Source organism: Porifericola rhodea (assembly GCF_030506305.1).
GTDB classification, from domain to species: Bacteria; Bacteroidota; Bacteroidia; order Cytophagales; family Cyclobacteriaceae; genus Catalinimonas; species Catalinimonas rhodea.
Genome location: NZ_CP119421.1, coordinates 2,283,261 through 2,303,303 on the forward strand (window position 1 = coordinate 2,283,261; position 20,043 = coordinate 2,303,303).

A 20,043-nucleotide genomic window follows, 5' to 3' on the forward strand; every position below is an offset into this window, starting at 1 on the left:
CTTTAAAAGGCTAGAGTTTGATGTTAATATTTATACCAATAGAGCGGGTACTGGGTAATTGTGAGTTTTCCAGTCCCTGTACATTTCCCGACCCTAGCGTGGTTTCAGGGTCTACATGAGGTACTTTAGTATATAAAAGCGCCAGGTTTCTACCCACCAGGCTTAACGAAAGACCGTTGATAGGAAGGTTTTCCAGCATACTTTGTGGAAGACTATAGCCCAGACGAAGCTCACGGAGCTTGATAAAGCTGGCATCAAACACGCTGTATTCGTCAATGCTTGTAATGTCTTTGAAGTAGTCTACCGCCTCTACATACTGCTGATTTTGCTCTCCACTCTCCAATACTCCTTCTGCTCTGATACCCCCACCCTCATCTACGGGGCTGCGCATTGGTTTGCCCTGATCATTAAGCCCTACGGTCTCGCTAAGTAAGCCGGCATATACTCCTACTGAGCGTGTACCTACAAAGAGATCGCCCCCCTTCTGGAAATCTACCAGAGAACTTAAGCTAAAACCCTTGTACATAAAGCTACTGTTAATCCCTCCGGTAAAGTCTGCCATTACATTGCCCAGCACTTTACCGAACTCACGCACATAATATCCTTCGCTATCTACCAGACGCTCACCGTTTTCGTTGAGTGCAAAGCCATCACCCACTATGGTGCCATAGGGTTCTCCAATCCGTGCGTTGATTGTTACCCGCTTGTCTGCCAACTGATAGTTATCCTGACCATCTGCCAGGCTTACTACTTTGTTGGTGTTTTTTGCCAGATTTAAAACAAGCTCCCATACAAAGCCATTTCTGGTTTCTATAGGTATGGCAGTAAGCATCAGTTCAATGCCATTGTTGGTCATCTCTCCGGCATTAACAATGTTAAACTGATTGCCAGAAGTACCTGATACCGGAAGCTGGATAATCTGGTTGGTAGCAATGCTATTGTAATAAGTAGCGTCCAGACCAATTCTGCCATGTAAAAATTGCATATCTAGCCCCACTTCATAAGAAGTAGTAGTTTCAGGCTTTAGTGTAGTATTGTTAAGCACATCTGGCACAGTAAAGAGAGGAGTGCTACCAAATGACCCAAAGGGCTCATAAATCTGGTATAAGCGATAAGGATCGGTATCGTTCCCTACCCTGGCCCAGCCAGCACGTAGCTTTCCAAAAGAAACCAGTCCTTTGTTAGAGATAAACTCTGAAAATACCAGACTGGTAGCAAAAGCGGGGTAGAGATAAGAGTTGTTATCTGCTGGTAAAGTAGATGACCAGTCATTTCTTAGAGAGGCATCCACGTATATCAGATCTCTAAATCCCAGATTGACACTTCCATAAAGACTGTTTACCTCTCGTTGTTCAGACATATCAGTAATAGTTGGCCGGTCTTTGGAGGCTTCCAGTGTATAAAAATTGGGTACGCTTAGTCCGCCATTGGTTTTTCCATAGTTTTGATAGAGAGTTTGTATTCTGCGGTTGGCTCCAAGGTTAGCAGCCAGGGAAATTTCATCGGCCAGCAGGCGGCGATTGTATTGAGCGAGCAGTTCAAAATTATTCTCACTGACTTTTCTTACGTCTTCTGAGTAAGAGCTGATATTAACATGGCCTACAGGTGTCCAGGCTTCACGGCGGTCGTCATAGAAGTCGGAACGTACCCATCCACTAAGTTTGAGGTGTTCATTAAATTCGTACGAGAGCGATACATTTCCAAACACACGTTCTCTTATATCCTGATTAGATGCTTCCTGTAATTCCCAATAGGGGTTGTTCCAGTAGAAAGGAGATAAGTTTTCTGGTCCTGAGAGATTCCATAGCCTTTGTACACCTTCAGGAGTAGTAGTCTGCTTGAGCCTTTCCAGATCAATCTGTCTTTGAAACCAGGTGTTAAAAGAAGATTGCACACTCTGTGCTCCATCGCCAATATAGTCGCCGGTGACGGGGCGTCCATTCACTTTTGACCTTATATAATTTACTCTTACACTGGTGCTTAGCTTTTCGGTCAGCTTGGCATCTGCACTCAAGCTGAGAGAGTTGCGTTTAAGCTTGCTGTAGGGGAATACTCCCTTCTGATCCAGATTGGTATAAGAAAGGCGGACGCTGGCCTGCTCGCCTCCGGCAGTTAACGCTACATTGTTGGAGAGGTTAATACCTGTTTCATAAAAGTTTTTGATATTGTCAGGCTGAGCTTCCCAGGCTCTTAATTCTCCGTATTCGGGAGAGTTAGGGTAGAAGCTATCCCAATGCCTGACCATCTGGCCATCCAGGCGAGGCCCCCAGCTTTCGTCAGCCTGTGTAGCCACCATGGGCTCGCCATTATATGTATCAAATACCTGCTTATAACCTCCACCATATTCGTTCTGATAGTCTGGCAGAATATACACCTCGCTAAAGGTGGTGTTTGAGTTTATACTTACGCCAATGCCTTCGCTTCCTTTACCACTTTTGGTAGTAATCAGAATTACTCCATTGGCGGCTCTGGAACCATAAAGCGCGGCTGCACTAGGTCCTTTCAAGATTGAAATTGAAGCAATGTCGTCAGGGTTTAGATCCTGAGCAGCGTTACCATAATCAATACCTCCGTTGGCCTGCTGAGTATCTTCAGTATTGAAGTTGGAGTTGTCTATAGGCGTACCATCTACTACAAATAGTGGTTGGTTATTGCCAGAAACTGAACTTGCTCCTCTAATCAGGATGCGTGAAGACCCTCCTATATTTCCTGAAGAGCCAGCAATCTGTACACCGGCTACTCTCCCCTGAAGAGAGTTTACAATATTCGTTTCCCGGGCTTCATCCAGGCCCTGAGTGCTTATTTCCTGCACAGAGTAGCCCAGCGAGCGTTCCTCTCTTTGTATGCCCAGGGCTGTTACGACCACCTCAGAAAGCTGTTTAGCGTCGGTAAGCAGTTTTACATCTATATTAGATTGCTTGCCAATAGGTACCTCTTTACTGATGTACCCGATAAAAGAGAAAACCAATAGGCTGGCTTCGTCGCTAACACTGAGGCTATATTTTCCTTCAATATCAGTGACTGTTCCTGAAGAAGTACCTTTTACAATTACGTTAACCCCAGGTAGAGGCTCTCCTTCTTCACCAGACACCGATCCGCTGACGGTGTGTTGTGCTAATGCATAAGTTTGTACAAAAAGAAGGCTAATCGTGTAGAACCAGGGGCTTTTGCTCCTCCATAGTAGGTAGTAAAGCTTTTTTTTCATTAGGTTTGCATTTAAGTTGACTTGAAACAATTTGTCCCTGTCACCTATGTTTTAGCATAGATGTGTTGACGCACGCGCAGGGAAAAGCTCAACCAGAGCCAGGAACGGTACCAGCGTTTCTGGCTTTTATTTTGATTTTTGGGCTAATGAAAATCAGACGTGAATAAATAGCTTGCTAAACTGTAAGCAGTACAACACAAGCCTCTATAGCAGATGATTTTGAGAGTATTAAGTTTAAAGAAATAATATGCTGTTAAGTATCTGTTGACTTAAACAATATTAGGTAGTAATAATTTAAAATCAAATAAAATTTTGAAAATGATAAATTTTATAAAACTAATTATCAAAAAAATAAATAAAGATGATTTTTTGTTTTGTGTAGCTTAAAACAAGCTTTGATTTACTGAATTTATTGTCATTTTTTGATTACAACACTTCTTCTATAGTTCAGCTGTTGGTATTTGCCGGAAAGGAGATTAAATTAATATAGCCTGTTAGATAGGCAATGTTGACCAGCTTCCTAAATATTTATCTACTTTTAATGGCTTACCTATGTTAACAATCAGACGCATTCCTTTAAGCTTACTGATGGCTGGACTATGCCCCCTCTTGGTAGCTTTGATTTTTGTGACCTTGCGCCCTCTTGCACCAGCTACCGTACAAAATACAGAAGAAGTACAGGCTACGCTTATCCGGATCTCAGAAGGAACATCACATGATCTTTTAATTGAGCTGAAAGATGACCCTAACCACTATTACATCAACAGGGGCTTGGAGCAGGGCTTACATTTGCAGGAGCTAAAAAATGAGCTGGAAGGTAAAGAGATTAGACTTCGCTACATTAAACACTGGTCGCTGCTTAACCCTGTGGGAAGGGCACGCCCGCTGGCTCAATTAAGTGCTGATGGTAAAGCTATTTTTAACGCTATGGTAGACTAAACTACTAGCTTTGCAAAAAAGTCTGTATTATCCCACTTTATGAGCAAGCCAAGACCTTCGGTACAAATCATATTACAACAGCTGGAAGCAGAACGCAAACCAGAGTACCTGGAGCATATGCAGCATTTTGGTATACAGGGAGAAAATATGCTCGGCATCCGTATGCCCGTACTAAGGGCTATGGCTAAAACTTATGCCAAAGACCACAAAGTAGCACTGGAACTATGGAAACACGATATACATGAAGCAAAACTCATGGCTATCTTGATGGATGAGGCCAAGAAAGTAAATGAGGCACAAATGGAAAACTGGGCGCAGGATTTTAACTCCTGGGATGTATGTGATCAGGCTTGCAATAATCTGTTTTGTAAAACCAGGTATGCTTACGATAAAGCTTTTGCCTGGAGTAAACGGGAGGAGGAGTATGTAAAAAGAGCAGGCTTTGTTTTAATGGCAACTTTGGCTATTCATGACAAAAAAGGAGAAGATAGTAAGCTGGAAGCTTTTCTTCCATACATAGAGGCAGAAGCAACGGATGAGCGTAACTTTGTAAAAAAAGCAGTAAACTGGGCGCTGCGGCAAATTGGAAAAAGAAGCGCTTACCTGCATACAAGAGCATTACCACTGGCAGAAGCTCTCTCTCATCATGAGTCGCCCTCAGCTCGCTGGATAGGTAGCGATGCCTTGCGCGAGCTGGGCAGCGAAAAAGTATTGAAGCGTCTTGCTTAAAGCTTTTTTATTAAGCAGCCGCTGGCATTGTTATTTTTTGAAAAAGGCAGTAAATTAATGTAGGTAGCTTAAGGACTTTGTAATATTCTTTAAGCTCACATTTATGGATTTGCTCAGGATTTTTGGCCTAAACTACGAGCGTTATGAGATATACTACTACACTATTTATATCCGCCTCTTTCTTCTTATTGTTTATCTGCCATTTTGGTCTGAGTCAGAGGCTTAGAGTCTCCGAGAACCAGCGCTACTTACAGCATCATGATGGTACCCCCTTCTTTTGGCTGGGAGACACGGCCTGGGAACTTTTTCATCGCCTGGATAGGGAAGAAGCTGACATGTATTTGAAAAACCGGGCCGACAAACGCTTTACCGTAATACAGGCAGTGGTGCTGGCAGAACTGGACGGGCTCAACACGCCAAACCCTTATGGCGAAACCCCTCTACTAAACAATGACCCTACCCAACCTAATGAAGCTTATTTTAAACACGTAGATTATATTGTAGATAAAGCAGAAAGCCTCGGCTTATATGTAGGTATGCTCCCTAGCTGGGGAGATAAATTTAACAAACGCTGGGGAGTAGGGCCCGAGGTTTTTACCCCTGAGAATGCTCGTGTGTTCGGAGCGTTTCTGGGAGAGAGATACAAAGACAAACCCATAATCTGGATATTAGGAGGAGACCGTATTCCGGAAGAAAATGATGATTTTGCTATCATCCGAGCTATGGCAGAGGGGCTGAAAGAAGGTGATGGAGGAAATCACCTGATGACCTATCATCCGATGGGAGATCGTAACTCTGCTGAGTTTTTTCATAGAGATGAGTGGTTGGACTTTAATATGTTTCAGTCGGGGCATGGTAGCCGAGACAAGCCCAACTACCAGATGACCCTTGCTAACTATGCACTTAATCCTGTTAAGCCTACTTTGGATGGAGAGCCATGTTACGAAGACCACCCTATCAACTGGAAACCTGAAAAAGGCTGGTTTAACGAAAAAGATATACGCAAAGCAGCATATTGGTCTATGCTTTCCGGTGCTTTAGGTCATACTTATGGCAACCACAATATCTGGCAGATGTGGCAAGAAGGCAGAGAGCCGGTTTCTTCTGCGCGCACTCCCTGGTACGAAGCTTTAGACCATCCGGGGGCTTACCAGATGGGGTACATGCGAGAATTGTTTGAGTCGCGTAGTTTTACAGATTTAGTGCCTGATGCTGATCTGGTAGTAAGTAGTAAAGGTGAAACTAATTTTGTAGCAGCAGCCAGGGGCTCTGATTTTTTGATGGTATATGTGCCGGCGCATGAGTCGGTTGAAGTAAACCCACAAAAGATCAGCGGAAAAAAAATTAATGTCTGGTGGTTTGATCCTCGTACTGGAGATAGCGTAAGCCTCGGCAAGTATAAAAACAATCGTAACTATACTTTTCGGACACCTATTACGGAGCGAGATTGGGTGCTCATTATAGACGATGTTGCTAAAGCCTACAGCACTCCCGGAGATATGCTTTTTGGCATGAACGAATAGTATTCAGACCTCAAAAACATCCTGCTTATTCATCTTTAAGCCTGGCGTAGATCAGCTCGTCTACTGTTTTGCCCTCTTTGGTTGCATTCTTTTTAAGCCGGGCTTCCAGGTGAAAGCCTGCTTTTTCTAACACACGGGCAGAAGCCTGGTTGTAGTCGAAGACACCGGCATAAATGCGGCAGATGTCATGCTCCGGACTTTCAAAAACAAAGTCGGAGATAGCTCGGACAGCTCGGGAGATAATTCCCCGGTTCCAGAAAGGCTCGCCTAGCCAGTAGCCTACTTCTGCACTCCGTTTATATATGTCCTGTTTAAAAACTATACCGATGGCACCGCCCGCCTGCCCATCCACTTCTATGGCCAGGTTAATCATGTAACGATCAACATTAGCCACGCGCACCCAAAGTTCCGCATCTTTAAGGGTGTAAGGATGCGGAAAATGGTCGCGTACGTTAATCCAGATTTTGTGGTTATTAGCGTGTTTAGCTAATGATACTTCATCACCCTCCTGCCAGGGCCGTAGGGTAAAATCATCAAATGTGAGTACAATAGGTTTTGTCATATTTTTGTTAAAATCCACTGAAAGAGGCTTTCCGTATCCTCTTTTTTACAAAGGCCGGTACCTTCGTTCATGGTAGCGGCCGTACCCGAAGCTACTCCAAAGGCTACCACCTCTCGCAGGGCTTTACCCTGAGATAAGCTAAGTACCATACCAGCCACCATACTATCGCCCGCTCCAACGGTACTTTTTTTATGTACTGTGGGTGCGGGCACATAAATCATATCATCATTTGAAATAAGCATGGCCCCCTGTGGCCCCATAGAAACTACCACTACTTCAGCCATTTTATCACTAATAAGTTTTCTGGCCAGTTCTTCCTGCTCCATAGCAGTTACCGAGTCTTTTTTAGAAAGAGAGCCCAGTTCGCCAAGGTTTGGCTTGAGCAGGTACACGCCTTCTTCTGCGGCCAGCTCCAGGGCATCGCCAGAAGTGTCTACAATGTAGCGGGCGTCGTTATTCTTGGCAATTCTGGCCAGGCGTGCCCAAAAGTCTTGAGGTGCCCCTGGCGGCAGGCTACCACTACCAACTACATAATCAGCTTCTTTGCAGAGGTCTTCCATCTCTTTAAGCGTTTGTTGCCACTCCTTCTCGCTTACCTCTGCGCCAGGCATACCAAAGCGGTACTGCTGGTTGTTGCCCTTGTCTACTACAGTAAAATTTTCTCTTGTCCAGTTTTCTATATCTATAATATGCTGCTTAACGCCTTCATCCTGTAATAGCTGCTTCATAATGTCTGCATTAGGACCTCCGGCGAGATAGCTACATACAGACTCTCCTCCCAATTTATGAATAGCACGAGAGACGTTGATTCCGCCCCCGCCTGGCTGGTAAGTAGGGGCTTCACAGCGTAGTTTGCTATCGGGCCTTATACTGTCTACTTTGGAGCTTTTGTCCAGTGCGGGGTTCATGGTGAGTGTTACAATCTTCATAAAAAAATATCAATTTTTAGTTGAAAAAAATCTATTACTTTGAGTGAATGGCTAAGTGAACAAAAAAATGGGGAGTACCCAAACAATTATTCTTTAAGGCTCTTTAATTTAGCATTAAACCTATAGTTATGGAAATTTTTCTTGAAGCAGAAAACTGGATTGCTTTACTCACCCTCACTTTTTTGGAAATAGTGCTGGGGATCGACAACATCATTTTTATCTCTATTGTCACTGGCAAGCTTCCTCTGGAGCAGCAGCCCAAGGCACGTAATCTGGGGCTTACACTAGCGCTGGTTTTTAGAATTGCCTTGCTTTTAGGTATCACCTGGATTATCGGTTTTACCGAACCTTTGTTTAGTGTGTTTGGTCTGGATATCAGTGGTCGCGATCTGATTTTGATTGCCGGGGGCTTGTTTCTACTAGCCAAAAGTACTTCTGAAATTCACCACAAAATAGAAGGACAGGAAGCCTCACAGGTTGATGGTGCCAACAAAAATGTGCAGAGTTTCGCTAAAATCATTACCCAGATAATTTTGCTGGATATGGTCTTTTCGTTCGACTCCATCTTGACAGCAGTAGGCCTTACGCAGCAGGTATTAATTATGATTATTGCTGTAGTAATATCTATAGGTGTGATGATGGTATTTGCGGGTAAGATCAGTGATTTTATAAACAAACATCCCACACTACAGATATTAGCTCTATCTTTTCTTATTCTGATTGGCTTTATGCTGGTGGTAGAGGGTTTCCACTTCCATGTGCCTAAAGGCTATATCTATTTTGCTGTAGCATTCTCCTTACTGGTAGAGGTGCTTAATATGAGGCTAAGAAAAAAGGCTAAGCCTGTACAATTGCATGACCAACAAATGCCTAAAAAAGAAACTGCATAGTAATTAAAATAAGCTTACTAAAGAGAAGGCAGCCCAAGGCTGCCTTTTTTTGTGATATGTTATTATAAATTATTATGCCAATGTATGTGAAATCATTGAAGTGGTTTTGATATTATGTGGCTTAGTGTGTATTTTTTGGCTGTGTCTATAAATAATCAATATTAAACAACTTTAATTTATGAGTAATATATTCTGAATAATAATTACAAAACGATACTCTTGGATTTTGCGAGATGAATAATCTTACTTAGCAATATCCAAATTCAGAATATTATTTCTTATAAAATTGTTTTGCGGAATATTATTCCAATAATATTAAATTTTTATTGCTGTTTACCAGATGGTATTTGCTAATATATAATGTTTATAAAGAGAGTATCATTAGGTAGCTTTTGGTGAAGAGTTTACTTTTTGTTGGGTACTGTTCTGAAAGTGAGTTCTTTACGATGTTTTTATTTAGTTGAGCTACGGGGAGTGTACACAAATATGAAATTTTGCATTCCCGGAAAATAATTCTTAATTCGTTGCCGCTTTTACGATATAACGCATATATCATTTTTTTTACCATGTTTTTAAACCATATCTTATGAAGAAAATCCTCTACTTGTGTACTCTATTGACCTGCCTAAGCTTTGTAAGCACTGTAGGTATGGCTCAATCGCGTACGGTGAATGGTAAAGTGACTTCTCTGGAAACAGGAGAGACTTTGCCGGGTGTGAACATTTTGGTACAGGGGTCTACTACCGGTACAGTAACCGATCTGGATGGTAACTATCGCATTTCTGTGCCTTCAGATGATGCAATTCTTGTATTTTCATTTATTGGTTACCAGGCAGAAGAGGTAGTCGTAAACGGCAGATCTACTGTAAACGTAGCCCTTTCTCCCAGTCTGGAACAACTATCAGAAGTGGTAGTAACTTCTTTTGGTATAGAAAGAGATAAAAAAGCTTTGGGCTATTCTGTGCAGGAGGTGTCGGGAGAAGAAATTACTCGTGCTAAGCAACCTAACGTAGTTAATGCGCTACAGGGACGAGTAGCCGGTGTGCAAATACAAAGCGCTGGTGGTCAGCCTGGCGCGGGGTCCAATATTATAATTCGCGGTATTACCTCGCTTAGCCCCAATGCAGACAATCAACCTCTTTTTGTGGTAGATGGTATTCCTATCAGTAACCAGACGCAGGCAGGTAGTACTTTGCCGAGTGCAGGGTCTAATTCTCCGGGTTCTTCTGAGCAGTATTCATTTTCTAATCGTGCGGTAGATTTAAACCCCGACGACATCGAGAGCATGTCTATTCTTAAAGGGCCTGCGGCAACGGCACTATATGGACTTAGAGCTGCCAACGGAGCAGTAATTATAACTACTAAAAAAGGTAAGGCAGGTGCTACTACAGTAAACGTAACCTCTTCTGTAGGTTTTGATTACCTGAACAAAGCTCCTGAAATACAAAGTCAGTATCGTGAAGGTCGCTACGGAAGGTTGCGTTTTTATGCTAATGGCGACCCGCTCAGGTTTCAGAGCTTTGGCCCTCCTGTAGTAGATGGAACGCCAGTTATTAACAACTTTGAGACCTTCTTCCAGACGGGTTCACGCGTAGATAACTCAGTAAGTGTATCTGGCGGTAGCGAAACATCTACCTTCTTTGTGTCTGCATCTCGCCTGGATCAAAAAGGTATAGTACCCTTCTCTGACTGGGATCGTACCACATTCAAACTATCTGGTACTACTAAAGTAGGAGAGAGACTCAACGTAAACGGAACAGTAAACTATATCAATTCCGGAGGTGCAAGAGCCAGTAGCGGTGATAAGTCTATCTTCAGCTCTCTTACGTACTACTCTCCTACTTTTGATGTTAATGACTACATTAACCCAGATGGTTCTCAAAGAGATTTTTCTGACGGAATTATAGACAATCCCGTATACATTGCCCGTTTCTCCAGCTTAAATGACGACGTAAACCGTATCATTGGTAATGTAGGCTTCAACTACAAATTTACGGACTGGTTGAATCTGGATTATAAAATTGGTAGCGATGTTTATAGCGATTCCCGCGATCGTGTTGGCCCGCCTAATACAGATGTAGGATCGCAGGTGAAAGGATTTATCGTAGAAGAAAAAATTAACTATCGCGAAATAAACTCTAACCTAATTGTTTCTGCTCAAAAAGATTTTACAGAGCGTTTTAGAGGGCAGGTATTATTAGGAAACAACGTTACCGATATTAGCTATAGCAGTCTAAACACACGTGGCGAAGGTTTTGCCCTGAGCAACTTTAACGATTTAAGTAACGCCACCAACCTTTTTAGTACCAAAGATGAGTCTCTCAGAAGAATAGTAGGGGTGTTTGCCAATGTAGAATTAGAATACGATGGTACTTACTTCCTGACAATTACCGGAAGAAATGACTGGTCGTCAACACTACCAGAAGGCAACAATTCATTCTTCTATCCTTCTGTTAACTTAGGTTATGTGTTTACCGAAACATTGGGTCTGGGAGACAATCCCGTATTCAACTACGGTAAGTTGAGACTATCTTATGCTGAAGTTGGTAAAGATGCCAGCGCTTATCAGGTAGGCTCATACTATGAGGTTACGCCTGGCTTCCCTTTCTCAGGTGTTAATGGTTTTCGTCTGGACGATCAGGTAGGCTCACCTAGCCTAAGACCTGAACGTACCAAGTCTTTTGAGATTGGGGCAGATTTACGATTCTTTAACAACCGCCTGGCTATTGATGCTGCTTACTTTGACCAGACTAGTATAGATCAAATTATACCGGTACCAGTGTCAAATGCTACAGGTTATTCTACGTTTGTGACCAATGCGGGAGAGCTTCGTAATAAAGGTATAGAGCTGTTGATTACTGCTACCCCTGTACGTAATAGTAATATTACATGGGAGTCGTCTCTCAACTTTACTTCAATTAACAATGAAGTAATCTCTATGCCTGATGATGTAGATGAGATTATTTTTACTGATGCCTATTATATCCAGAATAAGTTAGTTGAAGGTGGTTCGGCAGGTGACCTTTACGGATTTGATTTTGAGCGTACAGATGATGGCCGTCTTATTATAGACGAAAGTGGTTTCCCTACGGTTAATACTACAGAATATGTGAAAGTAGGAAATGCCCTGCCTGATTTTACCAGTGGCTTAACCAATACCATTACTTATAAAGGTTTGAGCTTGTCGTTTCTATTAGAGTGGAGACAAGGAGGAGACGTATTTGATGTAGGACTCAGAAACTCTATACGTAATGGTGTGCTGGAAGAGACCTCTTTGCGTTATGAGCAGGTAGTGTTTAATGGTGTTCGTAATGAAGGTACTGCCGAAAACCCTCAGTATGTAGAGAATGACATTCCGGTAGAAATTGATGGCGAGTCGCTATACCGTAGCTTTGGTAGATACAATAGCGCCGCTGAAGTAGTTTTGCAGGATGCTTCCTGGTTCAGACTGCGTAATGCAAGCCTGTCTTACGCGCTGCCTACTGCTCTCTTAGAGAACTCTCCTTTTAACAAGGTAAACTTTACGCTTACTGGTAACAACCTTCTATTATCTACTCCTTTTAGAGGTTATGATCCTGAAGGTAGCCAGTTTGGTTCAGGTAGCAATAGCTATGGATTTACAGGACTGGGAGTGCCACAGACCAGAAGTTATACTTTTACTGTGAACTTAAATTTTTAAACTGATCTGATAATGAATAAAATAACTATATATCTGAGTATGGTCTGCCTGACGGTTATGCTCTTCTCTTGTGAAGACTACCTGGGAGGCGATACCAATGTAGACCCTAATAAGGTAAGTGAAGTATCATTGTCGGCACTATTGCCTACCGCCATTGAAGCAACCAGCGAGAGCCATTACAATCTTGCGTATGAAGGTTCTCAGGTAGCTCAGCAGATGGCAAGTTACTTTTCTTCCGGCGCTGATATACATGAAGAGTTTCGTGTATCTACCGGGTGGAGTGCTTTATACCTACGCGCCATGACTAATGCTAAGGAAATGGAGCGACTGGCCGTTGAGCAGGAAGCTCCTCACTATGCCGGAATTGCCAAAGTAATTCAGGCTCTCAACCTTGGTGTAGCCACCGACTATTGGGAAAATGTACCCTATACCGAAGCATTTCAGGGGGCAGAGGAGCTTACTCCAGACTACGACCAGCAACAGCTAATTTATGAGGATATTATTCCTAACCTATTAGATGAAGCTATAGATGACCTGAGCGCAGAGGAGTCCGCTTCTACACCCGGAGTGGATGATCTGGTTTATGGAGGTAATCTGGAACAGTGGATTAAAACAGCTAATGTTTTAAAAGCACGCTATGCCATTCACTTAACAAACAAAGGCGCGTCAGCGGCCGCTAACAATGCAATTAGTGCTCTCGAGCAGCTAGCTTACAATGCCAATGATGATGATTTTGAACTCATCTATGATGAGCGTAACCTCAACCCCTGGCATGCCAGAATTGGTCTAGCTATAAATACTGGTAACTTTTTTATTACTCATTCTGATCAGCTGATTAGCTCTATGAATGGCGAACTTTATAATGTGTTTGACCCTCGCCTGCCACTGATGGCCGATAAAGGAGAAAACGAAGAGTATGATGGTATGGAGAATGGCTCAGGAGTGGGAAGTACTGTAGATTTAACTACCAATACCTGGTATGCTACAGAAACTAACCCACTAATGATGGTTACCTATGCCGAAAGCAAATTTATTGAGGCTGAGGCAAGGTTTCTGGCAAATGGTGGAAGCGCAACTTCCGTAGGTACAAGCCAGGAAGCTTACGATGCTTACCTGCAAGGAATTACCGCCCATATGGATAAGCTTGGTGTAAGTGAGGAGGAGAAGCAGGCATACCTGACAAACCCTAACGTAGGGGTAGGGGCTGCTAATTTAACGCTTTCACTTATCCTGAAGGAGAAATGGATTGCTCTCTTCTTAAATCCTGAAGCTTGGGTAGATCTGCGCAGATACGACTATAGTAATGAGCTTTACAAAGGCTTGGAGTTACCGGAAAATCATAATCCACAGCTCAATAATGAGTTTATTCAAAGAGCTTCTTATCCTTTTGATGAGATCAGCAGAAACACTGCAGTGGTAGAAGCTAACCAGAAAGGCCTGGCAGAGAAAATGTGGAGAGATCAGTAATTATTACAAAAAACAGTAGATCAATGAAGAAAATATCATTTCAATATTTCACGCTGGTGTTATTTCTGGCTACGCTTTTCCTGTCTTCCTGCTACGAAGAAGACCCCTGGCTGGAAGATAATATTACCAGTACAGGAGAGAAGTTTCCCGTTATTTATATGAATGAGTTTGAATCTGGAACTTATAGTTCTGGAGATGTCGTAGAAGTAGTGCTGGAGTTTTTCTCAGAAGGCGAATTAGATAAAATAGTACTTTATGAGACCATTGGCGATAGCGAAAAGAGAAAGGTTTCTGAGTCAGCCTATGTACCAGCTTTTTCTGAAAGAAAAGCTTTGGATACACTCGCACTAAGTTACACAGTACCGATGGTGGCAGATACTGTTGACATTGTACTCTCTGCGGAAGCTATAAACACAAATGGCTTAACTAAAGAGAGCTCTCAGGAGTTTGAAGCTATACCATAGCCTTTAGTGTATGTATATTGTGCCTCCTGTAAAATTTTACAGGAGGCTTTTTTGTATAATACCATGTCTGATCAATCTACTACATGTAATTTTTAGTAGATTCTATGCCCTTTTTAGCCTTCTGGTAGCTTGAGAGTAGTAATAAAGCCATGCTTATTTGGTATATTGATTTTTACATTTTTGCACTCAGCTTATTATTTACGTTGCACTTATCATGTTTGGATTTTTTAAGAAAAAGAAAAAAAGTACGCACCAGCCAGTCCTTGCCGATCTGAACAATCAGCCATTGCAGGAGGGTGATATAGTAGAATCCATGCGTTATGATTTGGGGCAGTGTGAAATTATAATGGGAGAAAAAGGACTCACCTATAAATCTATAGCAACTGGCAGACTGGTAAGTTGGCATCTGATGGTTGATGCGGCTACCGATTTGCAGAAAGTGAAGAAAATTACTCAATGAAAATATAAGAAATCATTGAGTAAATAGTCATGTTATAATGAATTTAATACCTGTGTAATATTTTAAAGGATTAGACCGAACACTTTGTCGGATTATGGGTATATTGGATATATTAATGTCATAAAAATATGCTTATAACTTTTGCTGTTTTTGCAACTTTGTTAGTAATCAGTCTCGCAATTTTCTTTGTTGAAACTTTGGAGCATCAACGACTTTTGAAGCAGCGAAACTTTACTAATCCAGGCTCAGCCTTAAATGCCGAGCTACAGCCGGTAATGATAACAACTATCAGAGGAGGAGAAATGTACGAATCATATTACTATATGCCTGAGCATAAGTTGGATGCTGCTCAGCACTTTACTGTTGAAGTAGAAGATTCACTCTTTAAAAATCTGGTACTAAGAGCACAGCTATTTGTGAACTAGAAAGGTCATAATACGTTTTGTGAAATACATTGAAAGCAGCTGATAGCTGCTTTTTTTATGTGAAAATGCTAGTGCAGGGCTGCTCTTAATGGTAAATTTCTAACGATTTCCGCTTCTGCATTTACAAGCTCTTCAATACGCTGATCTACTTCTGCTTTGTCAAAATAACGCAGAGCCATATGTACGAAAATATGGCTATGTTTAGCTTCTGAAGCCCATAGTAGTTTATAAAATCTTTTTATACTTTCTTCTCCCTGAGCTTCACTTACCATTTTAAACCTTTCACAACCTCTACTTTCTATAATAGATGCAAGTAGTAGCCTGTCACGAAAGCGGGTAAGTGGTGTACCCCCGTGGCTAAGAGCCATTAAATCTTTAATGTATGGGTCGGGAGCCATTTCCTTTGCCAGACTCACACTTCTTTCCTGCATAAACTCATAAACCTGCTGAAAATGCTCAAGCTCTTCTATACCGGTAGCAATCAGTTCTGGAATAATTTCATGACGTTCAGGATACTTGGCTACAAAGCTCATTGCCATAGCAGAAGCTTTTCTTTCGCAGTCAGCATGATCTTGCAAAAAGCTATCAAAATCACTCATTACTGTATCTAACCATTCCTGGCTGGAGTTTTCTGTAAGTTCTATTTTGTATTGCATATTTGTTTCTTTATTAAAAATCAAAACGGCCATGAACAGGCTCACTGCGAAAATATTAATTTTGGCGCATTATGCATGCAAAAACACTATCCTCTATAGCTACTCAATATTTTAAGCGCTTTGGCTTTAGCAGTCAATACATTAATACTCCTCCTGCTGAAAACCTCAAAGTTGTTATAGTAATTCCTTGTTATAACGAACCTTATCTAACCACTACTCTAAATTCGTTATCTGCATGCGAACCTCCATCTCACCCTGTAGAAGTTATTGTGGTGATTAATAGTGGCGAGCAAGATACCTCCGATGTGCTGGCGCAAAATAGGAAGTCTTATACAGAAGCTGAAGAATGGAAAAGAAGCAATAAACATGATTGGCTCAAACTGTATGTGTTGGAGGCAAATAAATTACCTAGAAAACACGCAGGGGTAGGCCTTGCCCGAAAAATTGGGATGGATGAAGCCCTAAGACGTTTTGCCAAAATAAATTATCCGGGAATGATTGCCTGCCTGGATGCTGATTGTACTGTAAATCCTGCTTATCTCAAAACTCTGGAGACAGTGCAACTTGAGCGACAGCCTCAGTCTTGTAGCATATATTTTGAGCATATGGTTGATGATGATAATACTGCTGAATTGGGAGAGGGCATACTATATTATGAGCTTTTTTTAAGATACTACGTCAATGGGTTAGCATACAGCGGATTCCCTTTTGCTATGCATACGATTGGCTCAAGTATGGGAGTGAGGGCAGATACGTATGCCTTAAGCGGAGGAATGAATAGACGAAAGGCCGGTGAAGACTTTTATTTTCTTCATAAAATTGTACCTCTGGGAGGGTTTTACAATATAGCAGAGACTACGGTTTATCCATCGTATCGTACCTCAGACAGGGTTCCTTTTGGAACAGGAAAAGCCCAGCAGGAATGGTTAAAAAACAGAGAAAATAGGATGCAATCTTATCATGTTCAAACCTTTGACGATTTAAAAGGATTTTTGAGCGTCGTTCCTGTGTTATATGAAAAAACGCTTAGCCAGAGAGAATTAGAAAAGCTTAAGCTACCTGTATCGGTCTATGAATTTTTATTAGCTCAGGGTTTTTTGGCCAAAATGGAAGAGATAAAGACAAATTCTACCCATTATCGTACCTTTAATAAGCGTTTTTTTTCGTGGTTTGACGGCTTTAAAGCATTAAAATTTGTACATTACTGTAGAGATGTTTACTATGAACAGCAACCATTGACCATCGCCAGTAATCAGATGCTCAATAAGTTAGGCCTAAACTGTACTTCGGAAGTTAAGGATCTTCTATTCGCTTACCGGAGTTTAGACAAAAAAAGAAAAGCAATAATTTAATGAAGACTTAATTCTGTTGCTAAAAACATTGATTAACTTTCTGCCAAGAAAGTACTTTTAAAAAATTGTGGGTATGTCCGTTCGTAGCATTAACGTAGTCATTAAGCCTCGCCACTTTTTTCCCTGGGTAAAGCAAAAAATTCAGGTTGACGGGCAAGATACGTTCAATGTAAAACGCTCTTACAGCCCTTTATACAGTTATACCCAAATAGAGCAGGCAGACATACACAGTTCCGTAGTTAAAATAGAGCGTTCGTTGCTCAAGCGCTCTGTTTGCCAGGTAAGTACTCCTGGGAGAACTTATAAAGTTCGTAAAATTTCTTACTGGCAATGGGAGTGTCGTTGTGATAACGAAACTATTATGGTAAACAGGCTGGGAGGTATTAAATGTGTATTATCTAAAGAAGGTAGGCAGCAAGCCATTATGTCCTTAGGCAGCAATATGCCTTTTGTCAAAGACAAAAATACCTACATACGCGTAAATTGTGATGAGTACCTACATATTGCCATGGCCGCAGCCTTGGTAATTAATGGTTTTGGTATTAATGCCAGTCCTCTGATGCTTAACAACAGTAATGAGCTTAGTCCTATGCGTACTGTTGAAATTGCATAAAACCGCTAGTTGGAATATCATTCAGAAGTTTAATTTTCTCTAGGGAAATCTTATTATCCCGATCACACTTAAAACTTACAAATACCTTCCTCCGTTTAAAGATTACATTTACATGTATATGGAAGAACTTTTTTACCTGGCAGAAGACTTAGGTCTGGAAAAAGGAAAAGACTTTGATTCTAAAGTAGAGCACCATTCTGCGACTTTTACATTTACAGAAAAACAAAAAGGTGGTCTGCTGAGAGATGAGTTTATGAGGCGTTATGCTGAAGGGCTCCTTAATATAGACTATATAACCAACCTAAAAAAGTCAGCAATTAGCGATAAGTTTTCGTTTAAAATCACTATACGTTAAGCCATTTTTAGCACATAAAGTACGTATACTATTGATACTCTATAGGTTACTACCTATTCAATTTCTTCTCCCACCTTACATAATGGAAATTCTAGCGTACAAATTGCAGGTCTTAAGCTACAAAAGCTTAGAATTATGGGTATCGCAGAATTTAAGACATTGTCACGCTACGAGCAGGTAAACTTTTTACAACACAGAGGTGTATTTCTTACCGTGCAAAAAACACGTCATTATATTCTTAAACTATATTCACTGGATAGGTTTTTTGTAGAACTACTCTATGATACCAGCCTGGGTACAGTTGATATTAATGTACTTAAAGGTACTAGCAAGCTGGATTATTATCTGGAAGAGATCAAGGTATAAAAACTGAGGCCGCTCAAAATTTACTTGAAACGGCCTCTAGCAAGATTTTCTGCTACCAATCTATAACTGGCTTTTCTGTAAAGCAATTAACTGATAAACACAGATGAAGCACTTATAAATTAATAGAATGGCAGGGTTTAATTTTGGAAGTTGGTTAGTTTGATGACTGACAGTATTGATACATTAACTATTTTTTGTTGGCAAGCCAAACAGCAATAATTGCTAATACCAATATGCCTCCGAAGATCAGGAGTAATGTGGTGTTATCCATGCTTATTAGTTTAGTTTCTTAGTTTTACAGATTTTCTGCGGTCAAATTAAGTAAATTATTTCAAATACATAAAGCCAGCAGGCTAAACTTCGGCTCTCCCCTGTATTGGATTTGCTATATTCTTTATGTTCACTTCTTTAAAGAAGAGTCTCTAACAATGACTTTGGGAGTAAGTACAGTCTTTTGGCTAACAACTTTCTTGTTGTCATCCAGTTGGTCAAAAAAGAGCTCAGCAGTAATAGTACCCATGGTAATGCTTAGCTGGTCTACAGTAGTGAGTGTAGGGTCTGTAAATGAAGTAAAGGGTTCGTTACTGAAACCAGCTAAAGCTACTTCATGAGGTATTTTGATATTTCTTTCCTTAAGAATTTGCATAGCCCCCATCGCTCCATAGTCACTGGCAGAAAAAACAGCATCTGGTTTATCTTTCAGTTCAAGCAATTGTTCCATCCCTTTTCTTCCATCTTCTAGCTGAAGGTCTCCGGTGATAACCAAGTTTTCGTCATAGGGTAGACCATAATCCGCCAGAGCCGCTTTATATCCTCTTAACCTTTCTATATATATACTTACTTTTTTAGGACTGGTAAAATGTGCAATACGTCTGCAACCTTGCTCTACCAGGTGCTCCACTACTTTATAAGCTCCTAAGTAATCGTCTATCATAACTTGGCTTACATCTACAGCGTCGGTTACCCGGTCAAAAAGTATAAGTGGAATGTCTCGTTCTTTTACGCGTCTGAAGTGACTAAAATCTTCTGTGTTTTTACCGATAGAAGCAATAATACCATCCACCCTGGCACTCACCAGCACATTGATATTTTGCACTTCCTTTTCATAATTATCATAAGACTGACAGATAATTACTTTATAGTTTAATTTGTTAGTCACCTCCTCTATGCCTCGTACTACAGAAGCAAAAAAGCTACGGTCGGCAGTGGGGACCATTACTCCTATCAGGTTACTTTTACCATTACGGAGAGCGGCAGCTATGTTATTAGGATGATAATTTAACTGCTTAGCTGCCTCCAATACGGCTTTACGAGTATTGTCGCTAATTCTGGGCTTGTTGTTAAGAGCTCTGGATACTGTAGAAGCAGTAATGTTGAGCATCTTGGCAATATCATGAATGGTTGTTTTTGTGTTTTTTGCCATGGTAGA

General features: G+C 41.3%; 18 protein-coding genes. 13 read left to right on the forward strand and 5 right to left on the reverse strand.

The annotated features are described in order from the left end of the window. Nucleotides 1-10: 10 nt before the first annotated feature. Complete coding sequence (locus PZB74_RS09390) at nt 11-3,205, reverse strand: SusC/RagA family TonB-linked outer membrane protein (RefSeq protein ID WP_302242336.1); 3,195 nt, start codon at nt 3,203-3,205, stop codon at nt 11-13. 552 nt (nt 3,206-3,757) lie between these two features. Between PZB74_RS09390 and PZB74_RS09395 the strand changes: the two genes are divergently transcribed. From PZB74_RS09395 to PZB74_RS09405, 3 genes are all read left to right on the forward strand, one after another. After that, nucleotides 3,758-4,144 (forward strand): hypothetical protein, encoded by a 387-nt coding sequence (locus tag PZB74_RS09395; protein WP_302242337.1) that lies wholly within the window; start codon nt 3,758-3,760, stop codon nt 4,142-4,144. A 39-nt stretch (nt 4,145-4,183) separates the two neighbouring features. Then, nucleotides 4,184-4,873 (forward strand): DNA alkylation repair protein, encoded by a 690-nt coding sequence (locus PZB74_RS09400; RefSeq protein WP_302242338.1) that lies wholly within the window; start codon nt 4,184-4,186, stop codon nt 4,871-4,873. A 143-nt stretch (nt 4,874-5,016) separates the two neighbouring features. After that, nucleotides 5,017-6,396 carry a glycoside hydrolase family 140 protein gene (locus PZB74_RS09405; protein ID WP_302242339.1) on the forward strand — a complete coding sequence of 460 codons (1,380 nt, stop codon included), beginning with the start codon at nt 5,017-5,019 and terminating at the stop codon, nt 6,394-6,396. Nucleotides 6,397-6,421: 25 nt separating this feature from the next. On the opposite strand, the gene PZB74_RS09410 is transcribed toward PZB74_RS09405, so the two are convergent. Together PZB74_RS09410 and PZB74_RS09415 are read right to left on the reverse strand one after the other, a co-directional pair. Next, entirely contained in the window at nt 6,422-6,958 is a 537-nt protein-coding gene (locus tag PZB74_RS09410; RefSeq protein ID WP_302242340.1) for a GNAT family N-acetyltransferase, read from the reverse strand. Further along, nucleotides 6,955-7,887 (reverse strand): 1-phosphofructokinase family hexose kinase, encoded by a 933-nt coding sequence (locus PZB74_RS09415; RefSeq protein WP_302242341.1) that lies wholly within the window; start codon nt 7,885-7,887, stop codon nt 6,955-6,957. Before PZB74_RS09415 ends, PZB74_RS09410 begins: the two co-directional genes overlap by 4 nt. 128 nt (nt 7,888-8,015) lie before the next feature. Here PZB74_RS09415 and PZB74_RS09420 point away from each other — a divergent pair, with 128 nt between their 5' ends. The 6 genes from PZB74_RS09420 (at nt 8,016) to PZB74_RS09445 (ending at nt 15,272) form a co-directional block, all read left to right on the forward strand. Then, a complete protein-coding gene (locus PZB74_RS09420) occupies nt 8,016-8,777 on the forward strand; it encodes a TerC family protein (protein ID WP_302242342.1) in 762 nt (253 codons plus the stop codon). Nucleotides 8,778-9,363: 586 nt separating this feature from the next. Continuing rightward, nucleotides 9,364-12,456 carry a SusC/RagA family TonB-linked outer membrane protein gene (locus PZB74_RS09425; RefSeq protein WP_302242343.1) on the forward strand — a complete coding sequence of 1,031 codons (3,093 nt, stop codon included), beginning with the start codon at nt 9,364-9,366 and terminating at the stop codon, nt 12,454-12,456. 12 nt (nt 12,457-12,468) lie between these two features. After that, nucleotides 12,469-13,923 (forward strand): SusD/RagB family nutrient-binding outer membrane lipoprotein, encoded by a 1,455-nt coding sequence (locus PZB74_RS09430; RefSeq protein WP_302242344.1) that lies wholly within the window; start codon nt 12,469-12,471, stop codon nt 13,921-13,923. Nucleotides 13,924-13,946: 23 nt separating this feature from the next. Next, nucleotides 13,947-14,387 (forward strand): hypothetical protein, encoded by a 441-nt coding sequence (locus PZB74_RS09435; RefSeq protein WP_302242345.1) that lies wholly within the window; start codon nt 13,947-13,949, stop codon nt 14,385-14,387. A gap of 214 nt (nt 14,388-14,601) precedes the next feature. Next, nucleotides 14,602-14,847 carry a hypothetical protein gene (locus PZB74_RS09440; protein ID WP_302242346.1) on the forward strand — a complete coding sequence of 82 codons (246 nt, stop codon included), beginning with the start codon at nt 14,602-14,604 and terminating at the stop codon, nt 14,845-14,847. A gap of 128 nt (nt 14,848-14,975) precedes the next feature. Continuing rightward, nucleotides 14,976-15,272, forward strand: coding sequence for a hypothetical protein (locus PZB74_RS09445; RefSeq protein ID WP_302242347.1), 297 nt, complete (start codon nt 14,976-14,978; stop codon nt 15,270-15,272). Nucleotides 15,273-15,340: 68 nt separating this feature from the next. Here PZB74_RS09445 and PZB74_RS09450 read toward each other — a convergent pair whose 3' ends face one another. Beyond that, entirely contained in the window at nt 15,341-15,928 is a 588-nt protein-coding gene (locus PZB74_RS09450) for a MiaE family protein (RefSeq protein ID WP_302242348.1), read from the reverse strand. 71 nt (nt 15,929-15,999) lie between these two features. Between PZB74_RS09450 and PZB74_RS09455 the strand changes: the two genes are divergently transcribed. The 4 genes from PZB74_RS09455 (at nt 16,000) to PZB74_RS09470 (ending at nt 18,614) form a co-directional block, all read left to right on the forward strand. Next, complete coding sequence (locus PZB74_RS09455) at nt 16,000-17,280, forward strand: glycosyltransferase family 2 protein (protein WP_302242349.1); 1,281 nt, start codon at nt 16,000-16,002, stop codon at nt 17,278-17,280. A gap of 73 nt (nt 17,281-17,353) precedes the next feature. Further along, nucleotides 17,354-17,893: a hypothetical protein gene (locus PZB74_RS09460; protein WP_302242350.1), complete on the forward strand. Its 540-nt coding sequence runs from the start codon at nt 17,354-17,356 to the stop codon at nt 17,891-17,893. 118 nt (nt 17,894-18,011) lie between these two features. Further along, complete coding sequence (locus PZB74_RS09465) at nt 18,012-18,248, forward strand: hypothetical protein (protein ID WP_302242351.1); 237 nt, start codon at nt 18,012-18,014, stop codon at nt 18,246-18,248. Nucleotides 18,249-18,383: 135 nt separating this feature from the next. Beyond that, nucleotides 18,384-18,614 carry a hypothetical protein gene (locus tag PZB74_RS09470; protein WP_302242352.1) on the forward strand — a complete coding sequence of 77 codons (231 nt, stop codon included), beginning with the start codon at nt 18,384-18,386 and terminating at the stop codon, nt 18,612-18,614. A 400-nt stretch (nt 18,615-19,014) separates the two neighbouring features. Here the strand turns inward: PZB74_RS09470 and PZB74_RS09475 are convergent, their stop codons facing one another. After that, nucleotides 19,015-20,037 (reverse strand): LacI family DNA-binding transcriptional regulator, encoded by a 1,023-nt coding sequence (locus PZB74_RS09475; protein ID WP_302242353.1) that lies wholly within the window; start codon nt 20,035-20,037, stop codon nt 19,015-19,017. Between the last annotated feature and the right edge of the window lie 6 nt (nt 20,038-20,043).

Bases quoted from the DNA above. Each gene is read 5' to 3' on its own strand.
- PZB74_RS09435 (WP_302242345.1), top strand. From the start codon at position 13,947: ATGAAGAAAATATCATTTCAATATTTCACGCTGGTGTTATTTCTGGCT.
- PZB74_RS09410 (WP_302242340.1), bottom strand. From the start codon at position 6,958: ATGACAAAACCTATTGTACTCACATTTGATGATTTTACCCTACGGCCC.
- PZB74_RS09440 (WP_302242346.1), top strand. From the start codon at position 14,602: ATGTTTGGATTTTTTAAGAAAAAGAAAAAAAGTACGCACCAGCCAGTC.
- PZB74_RS09415 (WP_302242341.1), bottom strand. From the start codon at position 7,887: ATGAAGATTGTAACACTCACCATGAACCCCGCACTGGACAAAAGCTCC.
- PZB74_RS09390 (WP_302242336.1), bottom strand. From the start codon at position 3,205: ATGAAAAAAAAGCTTTACTACCTACTATGGAGGAGCAAAAGCCCCTGG.
- PZB74_RS09445 (WP_302242347.1), top strand. From the start codon at position 14,976: ATGCTTATAACTTTTGCTGTTTTTGCAACTTTGTTAGTAATCAGTCTC.
- PZB74_RS09425 (WP_302242343.1), top strand. From the start codon at position 9,364: ATGAAGAAAATCCTCTACTTGTGTACTCTATTGACCTGCCTAAGCTTT.
- PZB74_RS09475 (WP_302242353.1), bottom strand. From the start codon at position 20,037: ATGGCAAAAAACACAAAAACAACCATTCATGATATTGCCAAGATGCTC.
- PZB74_RS09455 (WP_302242349.1), top strand. From the start codon at position 16,000: ATGCATGCAAAAACACTATCCTCTATAGCTACTCAATATTTTAAGCGC.
- PZB74_RS09405 (WP_302242339.1), top strand. From the start codon at position 5,017: ATGAGATATACTACTACACTATTTATATCCGCCTCTTTCTTCTTATTG.
- PZB74_RS09470 (WP_302242352.1), top strand. From the start codon at position 18,384: ATGGGTATCGCAGAATTTAAGACATTGTCACGCTACGAGCAGGTAAAC.
- PZB74_RS09450 (WP_302242348.1), bottom strand. From the start codon at position 15,928: ATGCAATACAAAATAGAACTTACAGAAAACTCCAGCCAGGAATGGTTA.
- PZB74_RS09465 (WP_302242351.1), top strand. From the start codon at position 18,012: ATGGAAGAACTTTTTTACCTGGCAGAAGACTTAGGTCTGGAAAAAGGA.
- PZB74_RS09430 (WP_302242344.1), top strand. From the start codon at position 12,469: ATGAATAAAATAACTATATATCTGAGTATGGTCTGCCTGACGGTTATG.
- PZB74_RS09400 (WP_302242338.1), top strand. From the start codon at position 4,184: ATGAGCAAGCCAAGACCTTCGGTACAAATCATATTACAACAGCTGGAA.
- PZB74_RS09460 (WP_302242350.1), top strand. From the start codon at position 17,354: ATGTCCGTTCGTAGCATTAACGTAGTCATTAAGCCTCGCCACTTTTTT.
- PZB74_RS09420 (WP_302242342.1), top strand. From the start codon at position 8,016: ATGGAAATTTTTCTTGAAGCAGAAAACTGGATTGCTTTACTCACCCTC.
- PZB74_RS09395 (WP_302242337.1), top strand. From the start codon at position 3,758: ATGTTAACAATCAGACGCATTCCTTTAAGCTTACTGATGGCTGGACTA.